The sequence below is a fragment of the Nocardiopsis eucommiae genome (genome assembly GCF_965344335.1).
Taxonomy (GTDB): domain Bacteria; phylum Actinomycetota; class Actinomycetes; order Streptosporangiales; family Streptosporangiaceae; genus Nocardiopsis; species Nocardiopsis eucommiae.
Map to the genome: position 1 here is coordinate 86,002 of NZ_CBDRIY010000014.1, position 14,885 is coordinate 100,886.

The following is a 14,885-nucleotide window of genomic DNA, read 5'->3' on the forward strand; positions in this document are numbered from 1 at the left end:
TCCCGACGGGCCGGTGGACGCCGGGTCGGGGAACGGTGGAGGAGTGGACCAGGGGATCTGGAGACGGGACCGCCCGGGCGCGGATCCCGTGGTGCTCGTCACTCGCGGGTAAGGGCAGGCTCCCCTTGGTTTGGCCTTCTCGGGGTCGCCCGGCATAGCCTGTGTGACGTGGTCAGACAAGGCAGGGCGGTGCGCGAGCGATCGGGGGCGGTGGAGAACCGCAGGCTTCCCTCGTACGGCGCGGGCGAGATCGACGTCCCCTACGTGGTTCACGGCACCGACGAGGTGATCGCGCGCGACACCTACTGGGAGGAGCACTCGCACCCCACGCACGAGCTGCTCTGGAACCTGCGCGGCGCCTCCACCGCCACGACCGGCGCACGGGTGTGGACCATCACCCCGTCGGTCGGCCTGTGGATTCCGGCCGGGACGCCCCACTCCGGATGGACCCCGGCGGGGACCTGGCACCACGCGGCCCAGTTCAGTGTGCACGCGGTCCCGGCCATCGCGGACACCACCGTCGCGGTGGAGGTCACCCCGCTCCTGCGCCTGTTGCTCGAACGGCTCAACACCGACGGCCTGGACCGGGAGTCGCGTGCCAGGACCGAGGCCGTGGTGCTCGACCTGCTGGCCCCGGCGCCGGTCGAGTTGCTGCTGAGGATCCCCGAGTCCGCGCTGCTGGAGCCGATCGTCGCCGCCGTGCGCGCGGACCCGGCGGACGACACGACCCTGGCCGCGTGGGCCGCGCGGCTCGGTGTCAGCACCCGCACCATCACGCGGGCCTTCCGCGCGCAGACCGGGCTCGGGTTCAGTCAGTGGTCGACGGCCGCGCGGGTGCAGCACGCGATCACGCTGCTGTCGGTGGGGGAGGAGATCGAGGAGGTGGCCGAGCGGGTCGGCTACCACTCCGCGAGCGCGTTCGGCGCGGTCTTCCGGAGGGTGACGGGCATGAGCCCCGGGCGGTTCCGGGTCCAGTGACGGCGGAATGTCCGTTCCGCGAGGTTCGGTGTCCCTTTCGAGCGATTGCGAACCAACTGAGTGCACCCTAAATTCGGTTAGGCAAACCTAACTCCCGGTTTCCGGGGTTGGTCACCACCGGAAGGACACCATGACCCGCGCCCCACGGCTGGCCGCGATCGCCACCGCCGCACTCATCCCCCTCACCCTCGCCGCGTGCTCCTCCTCACCCTCCGGGGAGGGCGACGGCGCCTCCGGCGACTGGACCCCCGTCACCGTCGAGCACGCCCTCGGAACGACCACCATCGACTCCGAGCCGGAACGGGTCGCCACGGTCAACTGGGCCAACCACGAGGTCCCGCTCGCCCTGGGCGTCGTCCCGGTCGGCATGGCCGCCGCCACCTTCGGTGACGACGACGACAACGGCGTGCTCCCGTGGGTCGAGGAGAAGCTCGAGGAGCTGGACGCCGAGACGCCCGTCCTCTTCGACGAGACCGACGGCATCGACTTCGAGGCCGTCGCCGACACCCGGCCCGACGTCATCCTCGCCGCGTACTCCGGCCTCACGCAGGAGGACTACGACACCCTCAGCGAGATCGCCCCCGTCGTCGCCTACCCGGAGACGGCCTGGGGCACCTCCTGGCGCGACACCATCGAGCTCAACAGCGCCGCCATCGGCAGGGCCGACGAGGGCGCCGAGCTCATCGCCGACCTGGAAGCCGAGATCGACGCCGCGGTCGCCGAGTACCCGCAGATCGAGGGCGCGGCGGCGATGTTCATGACGCACGTGGACACCACCGACCTCAGCGAGGTCAGCTTCTACACGACCCACGACACCCGGGCGCTGTTCTTCGAGGACATCGGCATGGTCACCCCCGAGAGCGTCGCCACCGCCTCCGCCGAGACCGACCAGTTCTCCCTCACCCACAGCGCCGAGCAGGCCGACGCCTTCGACGACGTCGAGATCATCGTCACCTACGGCGGCGAGGAGCTGGTCGAGGCGCTGGAGGGCGACCCGCTGCTGTCGCAGATGCCCGCCGTCGAGAACGCGGCCGTGGTGAACCTGCCCGGTGACAGCCCGCTCGGCACCGCCGCGAACCCGACCCCGCTGTCGATCTCGTGGATCCTCGACGACTACCTGTCGCTCCTGGCCGAGGCCGCTGACGGAGCGCAGTGACCACCCGAACTGCATCCCCTGAGGCGGGGGCCGCCGCCGTGCGGTCCCCGCGCCGGGGCAGGCCCCTCTGGCTGCTCCTGGTCCTCGCCGTCCTGCTGGTCCTGATGTTCCTCTCCGTCTCGGTCGGATCCCGCGACGTCCAGTGGGCCGACATCGTGGCGGCCTTCGGCGGATCGGCCGAGGGCTTCGACGAGGCGGCCGTGGCCAAGCGCATCCCACGGACCCTGCTCGCCGTGCTCGTGGGCGCGGCGCTCGGGGTCTCGGGCGCGGTCATGCAGGGCGTGACCCGCAACCCGCTGGCCGACCCCGGCATCCTGGGCGTGAACATGGGTGCCTCGCTGGCTGTCGTCATCGGCATGGCCCACCTCGGCCTGGCCACGGCCACCGGCTTCATCTGGGCCGGTATCGTCGGCGCGGCCGTCACGGCCCTGTTCGTGCACGTCATCGGATCCCTGGGTCGGGGAGGCGCGAGCCCGCTGAAGCTGGCGCTGGCCGGTGCGGCCACCTCCGCCGCGCTGTCCTCGTTCATCAGCGCCGTCGTGCTGCCCCGCAACGACATCGCCGACGGGGTCCGCTCCTGGCAGATCGGCGGTGTGGGCGGCGGCACGTTCGCGTCCATCTCCCACGTACTGCCCTTCCTGGTGGTCGGGTTCGTCGTGTGCCTGCTCTCCGCCCGGGGCCTCAACCTCCTGGCGCTGGGCGACGACCTCGCCGCCGGACTGGGCGAGCGCGTCGCGATCTCGCGGGTCACCGCCTCGGTCGGCTCCGTCGTGCTGTGCGGCGCCAGCACCGCCGTCACCGGCCCGATCGGGTTCGTCGGCCTCGTGATCCCGCACGTGTGCCGCCTGCTCGTGGGCGTCGACCACCGCTGGCTGCTGCCGTTCTCGGCCCTGACCGGCGCCGCGCTGCTGACCGCCGCCGACGTGGTCGGCCGCGTGGTGGCCCGCCCCGGACAGATCGATGTGGGGATCGTGACCGCGCTGGTGGGCGCCCCCTTCTTCATCTACATCGTCCGACGTCAGAAGGTTCGTTCCCTGTGAGCATCTCCACCGTCGAGACCGTCACGCGCGGTCGCGCGCGCCGGGCGCGGCGACGGCACACCGTGATCGTCGTCCTCGCCCTCCTGCTCGTGGTCGGCTTCTCCGTCACCCTCATGGTGGGACAGACCTTCTACCCGCCCGGTGACGTCGCCCGGGTGATCCTCGGCCAGGACGTCCCCGGAGCCTCCTTCACGGTCGGACGGCTCCGCCTGCCCCGCGCCGTGCTCGCGATCGCCGCCGGGGCCTGCTTCGGGCTGGCCGGAGTGACCTTCCAGACCATGCTGCGCAACCCCCTGGCCAGCCCGGACATCATCGGTATCAGTGCCGGGGCGAGCGCGGCGGCGACCTTCGCGATCGTGGTGCTCTCCCTGGACGGGGCCGGGGTGTCGGTCTTCGCGATCGTCGCCGGGCTCGGGGTGGCGCTGGTGATCTACCTGCTGTCGTACAAGGACGGGGTCTCGGGCACCCGGCTCATCCTCATCGGCATCGGCGTCGCGGCCATGCTCCACAGCATCACCTCCCACATCCTGGACCGCGCGGCCACCTGGGACCACCAGGAGGCGATGCGCTGGCTCACCGGGAGCCTCAACGGCGCCGGGTGGGGAGCGACCGTGCCGGTCGTCGTCGCGCTGGCGCTCATCACGCCGCTGCTCCTGGGCCAGTCCGGAAACCTCTCGGCCCTCCAACTGGGCGACGACACCGCCTCGGCGCTGGGCGTCCGGGTGGACCGCACCCGGCTCCTGGCGGTGGTCGGGGCGGTCGGGCTCATCGCCTTCGCCACCGCCGCGTCCGGGCCGATCGCCTTCGTGGCCTTCCTGTCCGGGCCGATCGCCGCCCGCCTGGTGGGCTCGGACGGCTCCCTGCTGGTGCCCTCCGCCCTGGTGGGCGCCCTCCTCGTCCTGGTCGCCGACTTCTGCGGTCAGTTCGCCTTCGGGACCCGGTTCCCCGTCGGGGTCGTCACCGGGGTGCTCGGCGCCCCCTACCTCGTCTACCTCATCATCCGCAGCAACCGCGTGGGAGGCTCCCTGTGACCACGGACCACTCGCTCCTCGTCGAGGACCTGACGCTCGGGTACAAGGACCGCGACGTCATCGACTCCCTGGACCTGGCCGTGCCGCCGGGACGGATCACCGCGATCGTCGGCGCCAACGCCTGCGGCAAGTCCACCCTGCTGCGCTCGATGTCGCGGCTGCTGGCGCCGCGCTCCGGCCGGGTCCTGCTGGACGGCCGGGAGGTCCACCGCACGCAGCCGAAGGAGGTCGCGCGGACCCTGGGCCTGCTCCCGCAGTCACCGGTGGCCCCGGAGGGCATCACGGTGAGCGACCTCGTGGGTCGTGGACGCCACCCCCACCAGCGGTTGTTCACCCGCTGGAGCAACGAGGACGACGAAGCGGTCGCGGAGGCCCTGGAGGCGACCGGGACGGTGGAGCTCGCGGACCGGCCCGTGGACGAGCTCTCCGGCGGGCAGCGCCAGAGGGTGTGGATCGCCATGGCGCTGGCCCAGCGCACGGACCTGCTCCTGTTGGACGAACCGACCACGTTCCTGGACGTCAGTCACCAGGTGGAGGTCCTGGACCTGCTCACCGACCTCAACGCGTCGCGCGGGACCACGGTCGTGCTGGTCCTGCACGACCTCAACCTGGCTGCGCGCTACGCCGACCACCTGATCGCGCTCGCCGGGGGCGGGCTGCACGCGGCGGGTCCACCGGAGCGGGTGCTCACCCCGGAGACGGTGCGGGTGGTGTTCGGCATGGAGAGCCAGATCATCACCGACCCCACGTCGGGGAAGCCGTTGATGCTCCCCATCGGCCGACACCACCGGGCCGTGTCGGTGGACTGAGCGGCCCCGCACCGTCGGAGGGCGGCGGCCGACTGTGGGGTTGACAGAACTGGATTGTGAGTGTGTACTCACACTCATGAGTCCGAAAGACGGAGGGCGTTCGACGGCGGAGGCGCGCCGTGCCCTGATTCTGAGGCACGCGGTGTCCGCCTTCGCGAAGAGCGGGTACCACGCGACCCCGGTGACCGACATCGCTGACGCCGCCGGGATCTCCCAGGCCTACGTCTTCCGACTGTTCGGGAGCAAGCTGGGGCTGTTCACGGCGACGCTGGAACTGTGCTTCGAGCGCGTGGAACAGGCCCTGCAGGAAGGGGCGGAGGGCTCCCTCGGGGGTTCGGCCGCCCAGGTCCTGGAGGGGATGGGCGACGCCTACGCGGCGCTGATCGCCGACCGGGACCTGCTCATGCTCCAGGTGCACGCCCAGAGCGCCACCGACGTCCCCGAGATCCGCGAGGCGTTCAGGAAGGGCTACGCCTCGGCGGTCACTCTGGCGCACTCGCTCTCGGGGGGTACCCGCGACCAGGTCCAGTACTTCTTCGCCATGGGCCTGATGTGCCACCTGATCACCGCCCTCGACCTGGACGAGGTGGACGCCCCGTGGGCGCGCACCCTGGCCAACGGCATGACCCACCACCCCCGATCCACGGGGTGACGCGGCGGGAGCGGTCCGTCCCCTGACGTCCGCCCGAGTCGCCCCCTCCTCGTTCGTGCCCGCTGAGAGGCGGGCACTTATTCGACCCACGCCTGTGAGTGAGTGCTCACACAATGGCTGTTTTCGACACCGTCGCCTCGCCCCGCAGCGGTCCGCAACCCCGCGAACGACCCCCGACCCTGAGAGGCGACGCCATGACAACGACCCCCGAGACCCGCGCCGACGCACCCGGCGGGACCGGACCCACCACGGGGACGGCCCTCGTCTCCACCCTGGTGCTGACAACCACGACGCCTGGCGGGACACCGTGAACGTCCCGGCCGGGTCGACCGTGCGCCTGCTCGTGCCCTTCCGGCACGGCGCGGGCCGGACCGTCTACCACTGCCACATCCTCAACCACGAGGACCTGGGCATGATGGGCGTCCTGGAGGTCACCGGGTGAGGTCGGGGACCGGCGCGCCGCCGGTCCCTGACCCCGCCGTCATCCCCCGACGAAGTCCGCCAGGTGCTGACCGGTGAGCGTGGAGCGGTCCGCGACGATCTGCGCCGGGGTGCCCTCGAAGACCACCCGGCCACCGTCCTGTCCCGCCCCCGGGCCGAGGTCGATGATCCAGTCGGCGTGCGCCATCACCGACTGGTGGTGCTCGATCACGATCACCGACTTCCCGGAGTCCACCAGCCGGTCCAGCAGGCGCAGCAGGTGGTCGACGTCGGCCAGGTGCAGGCCGGTGGTCGGCTCGTCCAGGACGTACACGCCGCCCTCCTCGGCCATGTGGACGGCCAGCTTGAGCCGCTGCCGCTCACCGCCGGACAGCGTGGTGAGCGGCTGCCCCAGGCGCAGGTAGCCCAGTCCCACGTCGGCCAGCCGGTCCAGGACCCTCCGCGCGGCGGGGGTCCGTGCCTCGCCCTCCCCGAAGAACCCGGCCGCCTCGGTCACCGACATCGCGAGTACCTCGCTGATGTCGCGTCCGCCCAGGCGGTACTCCAGCACCGAGGGGTCGAACCGCCTGCCGTCGCACTCCTCGCAGGTGGAGGCGATGCTGGCCATAAACCCGAGGTCGGTGTAGACGACGCCGACACCCTTGCAGACCGGGCAGGCACCCTCGGAGTTCGCGCTGAACAGCGCGGGCTTGACCCCGTTGGCCTTGGCGAACGCCTTGCGGACCGGTTCGAGCAGCCCGGTGTAGGTCGCCGGGTTGCTGCGCCGCGAGCCACGGATGGGGCTCTGGTCGACTGCCACCACCCCCGCCTCCGCGGCCGAGGCCCCCTCGACCAGCGACCCCCGCACGAGGGAGCTCTTGCCCGACCCGGCTACCCCGGTGACCACCGTGAGCACCCCCAGCGGGATGTCCACGTCCACGTCGCGCAGGTTGTGCGTGTCCGCGCCGCGGACCTCGAAGCGGCCGGTGGGGACGCGCACCTCCTCCTTGAGGGCGGCCCGGTCGTCGAGGTGGCGCCCGGTGGTGGTGCCGCTGCTCCGCAACCCCTCGACCGTGCCCTCGAAGCACACGGTGCCGCCCTCCGCACCGGCGCCCGGACCCAGGTCCACGACGTGGTCCGCGATCGCGATGGTGTCCGGTTCGTGTTCCACCACCAGCACCGTGTTGCCCTTGTCGCGCAGCCGCAGCAGCAGCCGGTTCATCCGCTCCACGTCGTGCGGGTGCAGCCCGGCGGTGGGCTCGTCGAAGACGTACGTGGTGTCGGTGAGCGAGGACCCCAGGTGGCGGATCATCTTCGTACGCTGGGCCTCACCGCCCGACAGCGTCCCGGCCGCCCGGTCGAGCGAGAGGTAGCCCAGCCCGATCTCCACGAACGAGTCCAGGGTGCGGCGCAGCGCCTCCAGCAGGGGAGCGGCGGACGGCTCGTCCAGGTCCCGCACCCACGCGGCGAGGTCGCTGATCTGCATCGCGCACACCTCGGCGATGTTCACCCCGCCGATCCGCGACGACCGGGCCGCCTCGCTGAGCCGCGTCCCGCCGCAGACGGGACAGTCGGTGAAGGTCACCGCGCGCTCCACGAACGCCCGGATGTGCGGCTGCATCGCCTCCTTGTCCTTGGACAGGAACGACTTGCGGAGTTTGGGGATCAGACCCTCGAAGGTCAGGTTCGACTTCTCGACCTTCACCTTGACCGGCTCGTGGTGGAGGAAGTCCCGCATCTCCTGCTCGGTGTACTCGCGGATCGGCTTGTCGGGATCGAAGAAGCCCGACGCCTTGTAGGTCCGCACGGTCCACCAGTCGTCCGACTTCCAGCCGGGGATGGTGAACGCCCCCTCCGACAGCGACTTGGAGTCGTCGTAGAGCTCACGCAGGTCGAAGTCGGTGACCTTGCCCCGGCCCTCGCAGTTGACGCACATGCCGCCGGTACGGGTGAAGGTCTGCCGCACCGTCTTCTGGTCGCCGCGCTCCACCGTGATGGCGCCACTGGCCCGGACCGAGGCGACGTTGAAGGAGAACGCCTGCGGGGAGCCGACGTGCGGCTGTCCCAGGCGGCTGAAGAGGATGCGCAGCATCGCGTTGGCGTCGGTGGCGGTGCCCACCGTGGAGCGCGGGTCGGCGCCCAGACGCTCCTGGTCGACGATGATCGCGGTGGTCAGCCCGTCGAGCACGTCCACGTCAGGGCGGGGCATGGACGGCATGAACCCCTGCGCGAAGCTGCTGTAGGTCTCGTTGATCATCCGCTGCGACTCGGCGGCGATCGTGCTGAACACGAGCGAGCTCTTGCCCGACCCGGAGACTCCGGTGAACACCGTCAGACGGCGTTTGGGGATCTCGATGCCGACGTCCCGGAGGTTGTTCTCCCGGGCCCCGTGCACCCGGATCAGTTCGTGGACGTCCGCCGGATGTGGCGCGGTCGGCTCCCCGACGGTCAACGGTCCTCCTTGATCCGGACCAGGTTGCCGGCCGGGTCGCGGAAGGCGCAGTCACGGACGCCGTAGGGCTGTTCGGTGGGTTCCTGGACGACCTCGGCGCCCTTCGCCACCATCTCCTCGAAGGTGGAGTCCAGGTCCGGGGTGGCCAGGTTCAGGAAGGCGTAGGTCCCCTTGGCCATCATCTCGGTGATGACCCGGCGCTCCTCGTCGGTGACCCCGGGATCGGCCACCGGGGGCTCCAGGACCACGGAGGTGTCGGGCTGCCCCACCGGCCCCACCGTGATCCAGCGCATCCCCTCGTACCCGACGTCGAGGCGGACCTCGAACCCGAGGACGTCCCGGTAGAAGGCCAGCGAGGCCTCCGGGTCGGTGTGCGGCAGGAAACTGGCGTTGATCTTGATGTCCATGCTGGTCACACTACGACTGGCCGGGACGCCGCGCTTCTTGATTCCTGATCGGTCTGGTGACCTGTCGGACCACGCACGAGGGCATGCCCTCCGCCTCGCCCACGGCCTGTCGGCGGTAGGTGCTGGGCGGCACCCCGACCAGCTCGGTGAAACGGGTGCTGAAGGTGCCCAGGGAGGAGCAGCCGACCTCGAAGCACACGTCGGTGACGCTGAGGTCGCCACGGCGCAGCAGCGCCATGGCGCGCTCGATGCGCCGGGTCATGAGGTACGAGTACGGCGATTCGCCGTAGGCCCGCCTGAACTCGCGACTGAGGTGCCCCGCCGACATGTGGGCGTCCCTGGCGAGCTGTTCGACGTTCAGGGGCAGCGCGTACTCCCGGTCGATCCGGTCGCGGACGCGCCGCAGACGCGTGAGGTCACTCAGGTGCCTGTCGGAGGCGGATCCACTGGTCACGGGACTCATCGTGCCACGGGGTGACGACGGACTCCAGACGACCCGACGGAGGGGGCTTCCGGACCCCGTGGAACCCGCCACGGGGCGTGGCCCGACACGCTATCTTGCCAGTCGTAACCAATGGATCACTTTCGGTCACGGGCAGCCGGGCCGGACCCCGAAGGAGGCAACCGATGCGAGCGGCCCTGATGTACGGCGCCGGTGACGTACGGGTGGAGAACGTGCCCGATCCGGAGCTCGTCGATCCCGCTGACGCCCTGGTGCGCGTGGTGCGCACGTGCGTGTGCGGCAGCGACCTGCACGCCTACCGGGGCATGCCCGCCTCCGAGGAGGGGGTCCGTGCCGGGCACGAGTTCGTCGGCGTCGTGGAGGAGACCGGACCCGAGGTCACCTGGGTCCGGCCCGGAGACCTCGTGGTGTCCCCGTTCTCCTACGCCGACCACACCTGCGGACTGTGCCGGGAGGGACTCCACACCTCCTGCGCGAACGGGGGGCTGCTCAGCGGCGCCCAGGCCGAGGTGGTCCGCGTCCCCCAGGCCCAGGGCACGCTGGTCCGGCTGCCCGTGCGGGAGGAGTCCGCTCTGCTGCCCTCGCTCCTGACCCTGGCCGACGTCTACCCCACCGGTCACCACGCCGCCGTGACCGCCGGGGTCGGACCCGGCACCTCGGTCACCGTCGTCGGGGACGGTGCTGTGGGCCTGCTGTCCGTGCTCGCCGCCAGGAGGAGGGGCGCCGAGGAGATCATCCTCATGGGCCGCCACAAGGACCGCACCGACCTGGGCCGGGAGTTCGGGGCCGTCGAGGTGGTCGCGGAGCGCGGTGAGGAGGGCGTGGAGCGGGTCCGGGAACTGACCCGGGGCGAGGGCACCCACACGGTGATCGAGGCCGTCGGCCAGCTGGACGCCTACGAGACGGCTCTGGGCGTGGCCCGCGTCGGCGGCACCGTCAGCCGCGTGGGCCTGCCCCAGTACGAGCGGGGACCGATCGGGATCTCGGCGATGTTCGCCGCGAACGTCACCCTCACCGGCGGCCCCGCCCCCGCGCGCGCCTACATCGAGGAACTGCTCCCCGACGTCCTGGAGGGGAACGTCCACCCGGGCCTGGTCTTCGACCACGCCTCCGACCTCGACGGCGTCTCGGAGGCCTACCGGCTGATGGACCAGCGCGAGGTCCTCAAGGTCCTCGTCCAGCCCTGACACGACGGGACCCGAGGGGGCGCGCCGAGTCCCCTCGGGCCGGTGCCCCGGGGAGGTTCACCTCCGGGGCACCGGCAGCCGGGGTCAGGCGTCGACGGACCGCCGACCGCCGATGCTCACGGCCAGGTCGAACGCGTTCTGCACCGACCCGGTGTTGGCCACGCCCCGCCCGACCACGTCGAAGGCGGTGCCGTGGGCGGGCGTGCAGATCGGGACCGGGAGCCCGCCCGCGATGGTGACCCCTCCGTCGAAGCCCATCAGCTTCATGGCGATCTGGCCCTGGTCGTGGTACATGGTCAGGACACCGTCGAACTCACCGCTCCTGGCGCGCAGGAAGATGGTGTCCGAGGGGAACGGACCCTTGACGTCCAGCCCCTGACCCGCGAGATCGGCGACGGCGGGACCGATGACGTCGATCTCGTGGCGGCCGAACCTGCCGCTCTCCCCGGCGTGCGGGTTGAGCGCGCACACGCCGATCCTCGGGGAGTCCAGCCCGGAGCCGCGCAGTACCTGGTCGAGCAGGAGACCGGCCTCCACCACGTTGTCGCGTGTGATGCCCGAGTGCACGTCCGCGATGGACACGTGTGAGGTCACGCGCGCGGTCCACAGGCCGGGCAGGACGTTGAGCTCGGAGGTGAAGGATTCGACTCCCAGCACCTCCTCGAACCAGCGCAGCTCGTCGTTCTCCGTCATCCCGGCCAGGTGCAGGGACGACTTGTTGAGCGGCGCGAAGAGGATGGCGTCCACCCGGCCGTCCTTGGCCATGTCGAGGGCGACGGCGAGGTTGGCCAGTGCCCATCTGCCACCCGCCTCGGTCGCCGCGCGGCGCTCGAAGCCGCCCTCGCTCCCGGCGGGGCGGGCGGCCCCGTTGTCGTACAGGACCGGAAGCCCGCTTCCGGCGTCGCCGTACTCGATCGCGACCCCGGCGTCCTCGCCCGCCGACCGCAGCTCCTCAGGGTCGGAGACGAGCACGATGTCGGCGGCCCCGGTGTTCTCGGGGCGGGAGAGCAGCTTCGCGATCAGTTCGGGTCCGACCCCCGCCGGGTCCCCCAGGGTGATCGCGACGCGGGGGCGGGGCTGCGAAGAAGTGGTCATGACTGCCTTTCTGGCGGTGGGGGCTGGTGAGCGGTGTCGGCGCCGTCGTTCGCGGCGTGGCCGTCGGTGGAGCCCGAGGTCTCCGCCTCGGTGATCCCGGTGGTGTCGGTGTCGTCGTGGCCGTTGGCACCGCCGTCTCCCCGGCGCGCGGACCGGAGCGCCCTCACGGCCGCCGGGCCGACGATCAGCAGCAGGGCCACCCCGAGGATGGCGAGCGCGGTGCCGCTGGAGGCGAGCAGGGGCAGGACCGAGCCCTCGCCCAGCGCCGAGGTCTGCACCAGCGCGGTCTCGAAGAGAGGGCCGATGACCAGGCCGAGCACGAGGGGCGCCACGGGGAGGTTGAGCCGCTTCATCGCGTAGCCCACGAAGCCGAACACGATGACGATCCACACGCTCAGCATGCTGTTCTTGATCGAGTAGGCGCCGACCAGGCTCGTGACGATGATCAGCGGGTAGAGGATCGAGTACCTGATCCGCAGGAGCTGGGCGAAGACCGGTGCCAGCGGCAGGTTCAGCAGGAGCAGGATGGCGTTGCCGATGAAGAACGAGGCCAGCAGGCCCCAGACGAGCGTGGGCTGGTTCTCGAAGAGCAGCGGCCCGGGTTGGATGCCGTACACCAGGAAGGCGCCGAGGAGGACGGCGGTGGTGGCGCCACCGGGGACCCCCAGGACCAGCGTCGGGATGAAGTTGGCGTTGGACCCCGAGCTGGTGGCCGCGTCGGGGGCGACCACACCCTCGATCGCTCCCGTTCCGAGCTGGGCGCGGTTCCGGGAGAACCGCTTCTCGACTCCGTAGGCCATGAAGGAGGCGAGGGTGGTCCCCGCTCCGGGCAGGCAGCCGAGGACGAACCCGACGAGGGTGCCGCGTGCCGTCGCCGGGGCCGAGCGGCGGAGGTCCTCCCGGGTGAGGAGCAGGTCGCGGAAACGCGCGCGGATGGGGGTGGCCATGCCCCGGTGGAGCTGGTTGAGGAGCTCCCCGATGGCGAAGAGCCCGATCATCACCTCGACGTAGGGCAGACCGCCGAACAGGCCCACCTGGTCGAAGGTGTACCGGGGTGTCCCCGAGCCGACGTCGACCCCCACGCTGGAGATCAGGACCCCGACCAGGCCCAGGGCGGCGCCCATCAGGAGGTTGCCCCCGGAGAAGACCACGATCGTGCAGAGACCGAGGGCCATCACGGCGAGGATCTCGGGCGGGCCGAAGCCGAGGGCGATGTCGGCGAAGATCGGTGCCAGCGTGGTCAGGGCGATCAGCGCGACGAACGCCGCCGTGAACGAACCGATCGCGGAGATGGCCAGGGCGGGTCCCGCCCGTCCGGCGCGCGCCATGCGGTAGCCGTCGAAGGTCGAGACCACTGAGGACGCCTCGCCGGGTGTGGCGACCAGGATGGCGGTGGTCGTGGCTCCGAACTGCGAGCCGTGGTAGATGCCCGCGAGCATGATGAGCGCGGTGAGCGGGTCGAAGGTGAGGGTGACCGGGATCAGGATGGCCACGCCCGTGGCTGACCCGAGGCCGGGCAGGATGCCGATGACCGTGCCGAGAAGGACGCCCACGAAGCACCAGAAGAGGTTCTCCGGAGTGAGCGCGGCGCTGAAACCGACGACGAGGTTGTCGATCACGGGGCGCTCCACAGGGTCGGATCGAAGACGCCGAGGGGAAGGGGGACCCTCAGGAGTACGACGAACAGCAGATAGCACACGACCAGGACGCCGACGGACGCGGTGAGCGCGACGGGCCAGCGCAGGCGTTCGACGCCGATGGTCAGGAACAGGGTCAGGACGGCCAGTGCGGGCAGGATGCCCAGGAAGGGGATGAGCGCACCGGTGCAGACCAGGGCCGCCGAGACGACGGCCAGCTTGCGGCGGATCGCCCGCAGTTCCTCGGCGGAGTGCCCGGAGTCCTCCTCCACGTGGCCGTCGCCCCGCAGGACCGTCCCGGTGCGCGCCTCCCGGTACAGGAGCACGACCCCGATGACGGCCAGGGCCAGACCGGCCACGCGGGGCAGCGCCCCCGGACCGACGGTCCCGTCCTCAGCGGTGAAGGGGTAGGCGAACGAGCCGAGGAGGAAGAGCGCGCCGAGGACCGACAGCGCGGCGTGCGCGGCGAGGACCGAGGGCCGGGCCCTGGTCGCGCCGCCGGTCCCCGCACTCGCGGGGAGGGGTGTGGCGTCGCCGCTCACTGGAACACCTCCGCCATCTGCTCGTCGTGTTCCGCCAGGTACTCCTCGAACTCCTCACCGGCGAGGACGGCCGGGATGAGGAGGTCGTCCCTGATGTAGTCGTGGTAGGTGTCGGACTCCATGGCCTCGAGGATCGAGTCGATCCAGTAGTCCCGCTGGACCGGGGCGATCCCGTCGGGGGCCAGGACACCGCGCCAGATGGTGACCTCGGCGTCCAGGCCCTGTTCGACGGCGGTGGGCACGTCGCCCAGCACGGGGTCGTCGTACCGCTCCTCGCTGAGCGTGCACAGCGCCTTGAAGTCGCCGCTCTCCACGTAGGGCTTGGCGGAGGCGGCGCTGGCCGGAGCCACCTCGATCTGGCCGCCGAGCAGTCCGGTGAGGACTTCGCCGGTGGATCCGTAGGGCACGACGGAGAACTGTCCGCCGCTGCGCGCAAACTCCGCCGTGACCAGGGAGTCGGCGCCGGTTCGGCCGCTCGACCCGGTCTTGACCGTCTGGTCCTGGCTGGCCTCGATCAGTTCGGCGCAGGTCTCGTAGGGGGCGTCACTGGAGGCGACGACCATCCGTGAGTCCTGGGCGAACATGACCAGAGGGGTGAAGTCGCGGTAGGTGAAGGGCACGTCGTAGACGAGGGGCAGGGTGTTGAGGGCGCTCTCGGCCACGAGCAGCGCGTTGCCGTTGCCCTGCTCGGACATGAAGGTGGCCCAGCCGACCGCGCCGGAGCCCCCCTCCCTGTTCTCCACGTTGACGTTGAACCCGGCGTCGAGGTCGTTGAGTGCCTCGGCCACGACGCGGGCGGAGCGGTCACTGCCGCCGCCGGGGGCGAAGGCGACGAGTGCGGAGACCGAACCCCGGGGGGTCCAGTCGTCGGGGGGAGCGGGGCTGGCGTTCAACACCGTGCATCCCGCGAGCAGGATGCAGGCGCTTGGCGCTGCCAGTGCCATGCGCGGTGATGGCTTCATGTCAGGCCCTCTTGCGTCCGGGGGGTGGAGGAGCTCTCTGACGCGCAACCAGCA

15 protein-coding genes are annotated in these 14,885 nt (G+C 71.2%); 8 read left to right on the plus strand and 7 right to left on the minus strand.

Annotated elements, in window-relative coordinates; all coding sequences use genetic code 11:
• Positions 1-168 precede the first annotated feature (168 nt).
• From ACRWK8_RS11350 to ACRWK8_RS11380, 7 genes are all read left to right on the plus strand, one after another.
• Positions 169-978: a helix-turn-helix domain-containing protein gene (locus ACRWK8_RS11350; protein WP_378739948.1), complete on the plus strand. Its 810-nt coding sequence runs from the start codon at positions 169-171 to the stop codon at positions 976-978.
• Positions 979-1,108: 130 nt separating this feature from the next.
• Positions 1,109-2,134 carry an iron-siderophore ABC transporter substrate-binding protein gene (locus tag ACRWK8_RS11355; protein ID WP_431870109.1) on the plus strand — a complete coding sequence of 342 codons (1,026 nt, stop codon included), beginning with the start codon at positions 1,109-1,111 and terminating at the stop codon, positions 2,132-2,134.
• Positions 2,131-3,174 (plus strand): FecCD family ABC transporter permease, encoded by a 1,044-nt coding sequence (locus ACRWK8_RS11360; protein WP_431870111.1) that lies wholly within the window; start codon positions 2,131-2,133, stop codon positions 3,172-3,174. Before ACRWK8_RS11355 ends, ACRWK8_RS11360 begins: the two co-directional genes overlap by 4 nt.
• Positions 3,171-4,205 (plus strand): FecCD family ABC transporter permease, encoded by a 1,035-nt coding sequence (locus ACRWK8_RS11365; RefSeq protein WP_378739954.1) that lies wholly within the window; start codon positions 3,171-3,173, stop codon positions 4,203-4,205. Before ACRWK8_RS11360 ends, ACRWK8_RS11365 begins: the two co-directional genes overlap by 4 nt.
• Positions 4,202-5,014, plus strand: a complete 813-nt coding sequence (locus ACRWK8_RS11370; RefSeq protein ID WP_431870114.1) for an ABC transporter ATP-binding protein — start codon at positions 4,202-4,204, stop codon at positions 5,012-5,014. The genes ACRWK8_RS11365 and ACRWK8_RS11370 overlap by 4 nt, the downstream gene beginning before the upstream one ends.
• 76 nt (positions 5,015-5,090) lie before the next feature.
• Entirely contained in the window at positions 5,091-5,666 is a 576-nt protein-coding gene (locus ACRWK8_RS11375) for a TetR/AcrR family transcriptional regulator (RefSeq protein ID WP_431870116.1), read from the plus strand.
• A gap of 94 nt (positions 5,667-5,760) precedes the next feature.
• Positions 5,761-6,108 carry a multicopper oxidase domain-containing protein gene (locus ACRWK8_RS11380; protein WP_431870118.1) on the plus strand — a complete coding sequence of 116 codons (348 nt, stop codon included), beginning with the start codon at positions 5,761-5,763 and terminating at the stop codon, positions 6,106-6,108.
• Positions 6,109-6,147: 39 nt separating this feature from the next.
• Here ACRWK8_RS11380 and ACRWK8_RS11385 read toward each other — a convergent pair whose 3' ends face one another.
• The 3 genes from ACRWK8_RS11385 to ACRWK8_RS11395 are packed head-to-tail and all read right to left on the minus strand — an operon-like array spanning position 6,148 to position 9,408.
• Positions 6,148-8,538, minus strand: coding sequence for an ATP-binding cassette domain-containing protein (locus ACRWK8_RS11385; RefSeq protein ID WP_378739966.1), 2,391 nt, complete (start codon positions 8,536-8,538; stop codon positions 6,148-6,150).
• Positions 8,535-8,945: a VOC family protein gene (locus ACRWK8_RS11390; RefSeq protein WP_378739970.1), complete on the minus strand. Its 411-nt coding sequence runs from the start codon at positions 8,943-8,945 to the stop codon at positions 8,535-8,537. The genes ACRWK8_RS11385 and ACRWK8_RS11390 overlap by 4 nt, the downstream gene beginning before the upstream one ends.
• 10 nt (positions 8,946-8,955) lie before the next feature.
• The gene (locus ACRWK8_RS11395; RefSeq protein WP_378739972.1) at positions 8,956-9,408 is read right to left on the minus strand and encodes a helix-turn-helix transcriptional regulator; all 453 of its coding nucleotides are present in this window, start codon (positions 9,406-9,408) and stop codon (positions 8,956-8,958) included.
• Positions 9,409-9,572: 164 nt separating this feature from the next.
• Here ACRWK8_RS11395 and ACRWK8_RS11400 point away from each other — a divergent pair, with 164 nt between their 5' ends.
• Positions 9,573-10,595 (plus strand): alcohol dehydrogenase catalytic domain-containing protein, encoded by a 1,023-nt coding sequence (locus tag ACRWK8_RS11400; protein WP_378739974.1) that lies wholly within the window; start codon positions 9,573-9,575, stop codon positions 10,593-10,595.
• A gap of 84 nt (positions 10,596-10,679) precedes the next feature.
• Here ACRWK8_RS11400 and ACRWK8_RS11405 read toward each other — a convergent pair whose 3' ends face one another.
• From ACRWK8_RS11405 to ACRWK8_RS11420, 4 genes are read right to left on the minus strand one after another with little or no spacing between them, the layout of a single operon-like run.
• The gene (locus ACRWK8_RS11405; protein ID WP_431870121.1) at positions 10,680-11,690 is read right to left on the minus strand and encodes a 4-hydroxythreonine-4-phosphate dehydrogenase PdxA; all 1,011 of its coding nucleotides are present in this window, start codon (positions 11,688-11,690) and stop codon (positions 10,680-10,682) included.
• Complete coding sequence (locus ACRWK8_RS11410) at positions 11,687-13,309, minus strand: tripartite tricarboxylate transporter permease (RefSeq protein ID WP_378739978.1); 1,623 nt, start codon at positions 13,307-13,309, stop codon at positions 11,687-11,689. The genes ACRWK8_RS11405 and ACRWK8_RS11410 overlap by 4 nt, the downstream gene beginning before the upstream one ends.
• On the minus strand, positions 13,306-13,869 hold the full coding sequence (locus ACRWK8_RS11415; protein WP_378739980.1) for a tripartite tricarboxylate transporter TctB family protein: 564 nt from the start codon (positions 13,867-13,869) through the stop codon (positions 13,306-13,308). The genes ACRWK8_RS11410 and ACRWK8_RS11415 overlap by 4 nt, the downstream gene beginning before the upstream one ends.
• The gene (locus tag ACRWK8_RS11420; protein WP_431870124.1) at positions 13,866-14,765 is read right to left on the minus strand and encodes a tripartite tricarboxylate transporter substrate binding protein; all 900 of its coding nucleotides are present in this window, start codon (positions 14,763-14,765) and stop codon (positions 13,866-13,868) included. Before ACRWK8_RS11420 ends, ACRWK8_RS11415 begins: the two co-directional genes overlap by 4 nt.
• Between the last annotated feature and the right edge of the window lie 120 nt (positions 14,766-14,885).

What these genes read in the sequence shown, in the direction of transcription:
- ACRWK8_RS11355 (WP_431870109.1), top strand. Translation starts at nt 1,109, where the DNA reads ATGACCCGCGCCCCACGGCTGGCCGCGATCGCCACCGCCGCACTCATC.
- ACRWK8_RS11375 (WP_431870116.1), top strand. Translation starts at nt 5,091, where the DNA reads ATGAGTCCGAAAGACGGAGGGCGTTCGACGGCGGAGGCGCGCCGTGCC.
- ACRWK8_RS11390 (WP_378739970.1), bottom strand. Translation starts at nt 8,945, where the DNA reads ATGGACATCAAGATCAACGCCAGTTTCCTGCCGCACACCGACCCGGAG.
- ACRWK8_RS11395 (WP_378739972.1), bottom strand. Translation starts at nt 9,408, where the DNA reads ATGAGTCCCGTGACCAGTGGATCCGCCTCCGACAGGCACCTGAGTGAC.
- ACRWK8_RS11400 (WP_378739974.1), top strand. Translation starts at nt 9,573, where the DNA reads ATGCGAGCGGCCCTGATGTACGGCGCCGGTGACGTACGGGTGGAGAAC.
- ACRWK8_RS11405 (WP_431870121.1), bottom strand. Translation starts at nt 11,690, where the DNA reads ATGACCACTTCTTCGCAGCCCCGCCCCCGCGTCGCGATCACCCTGGGG.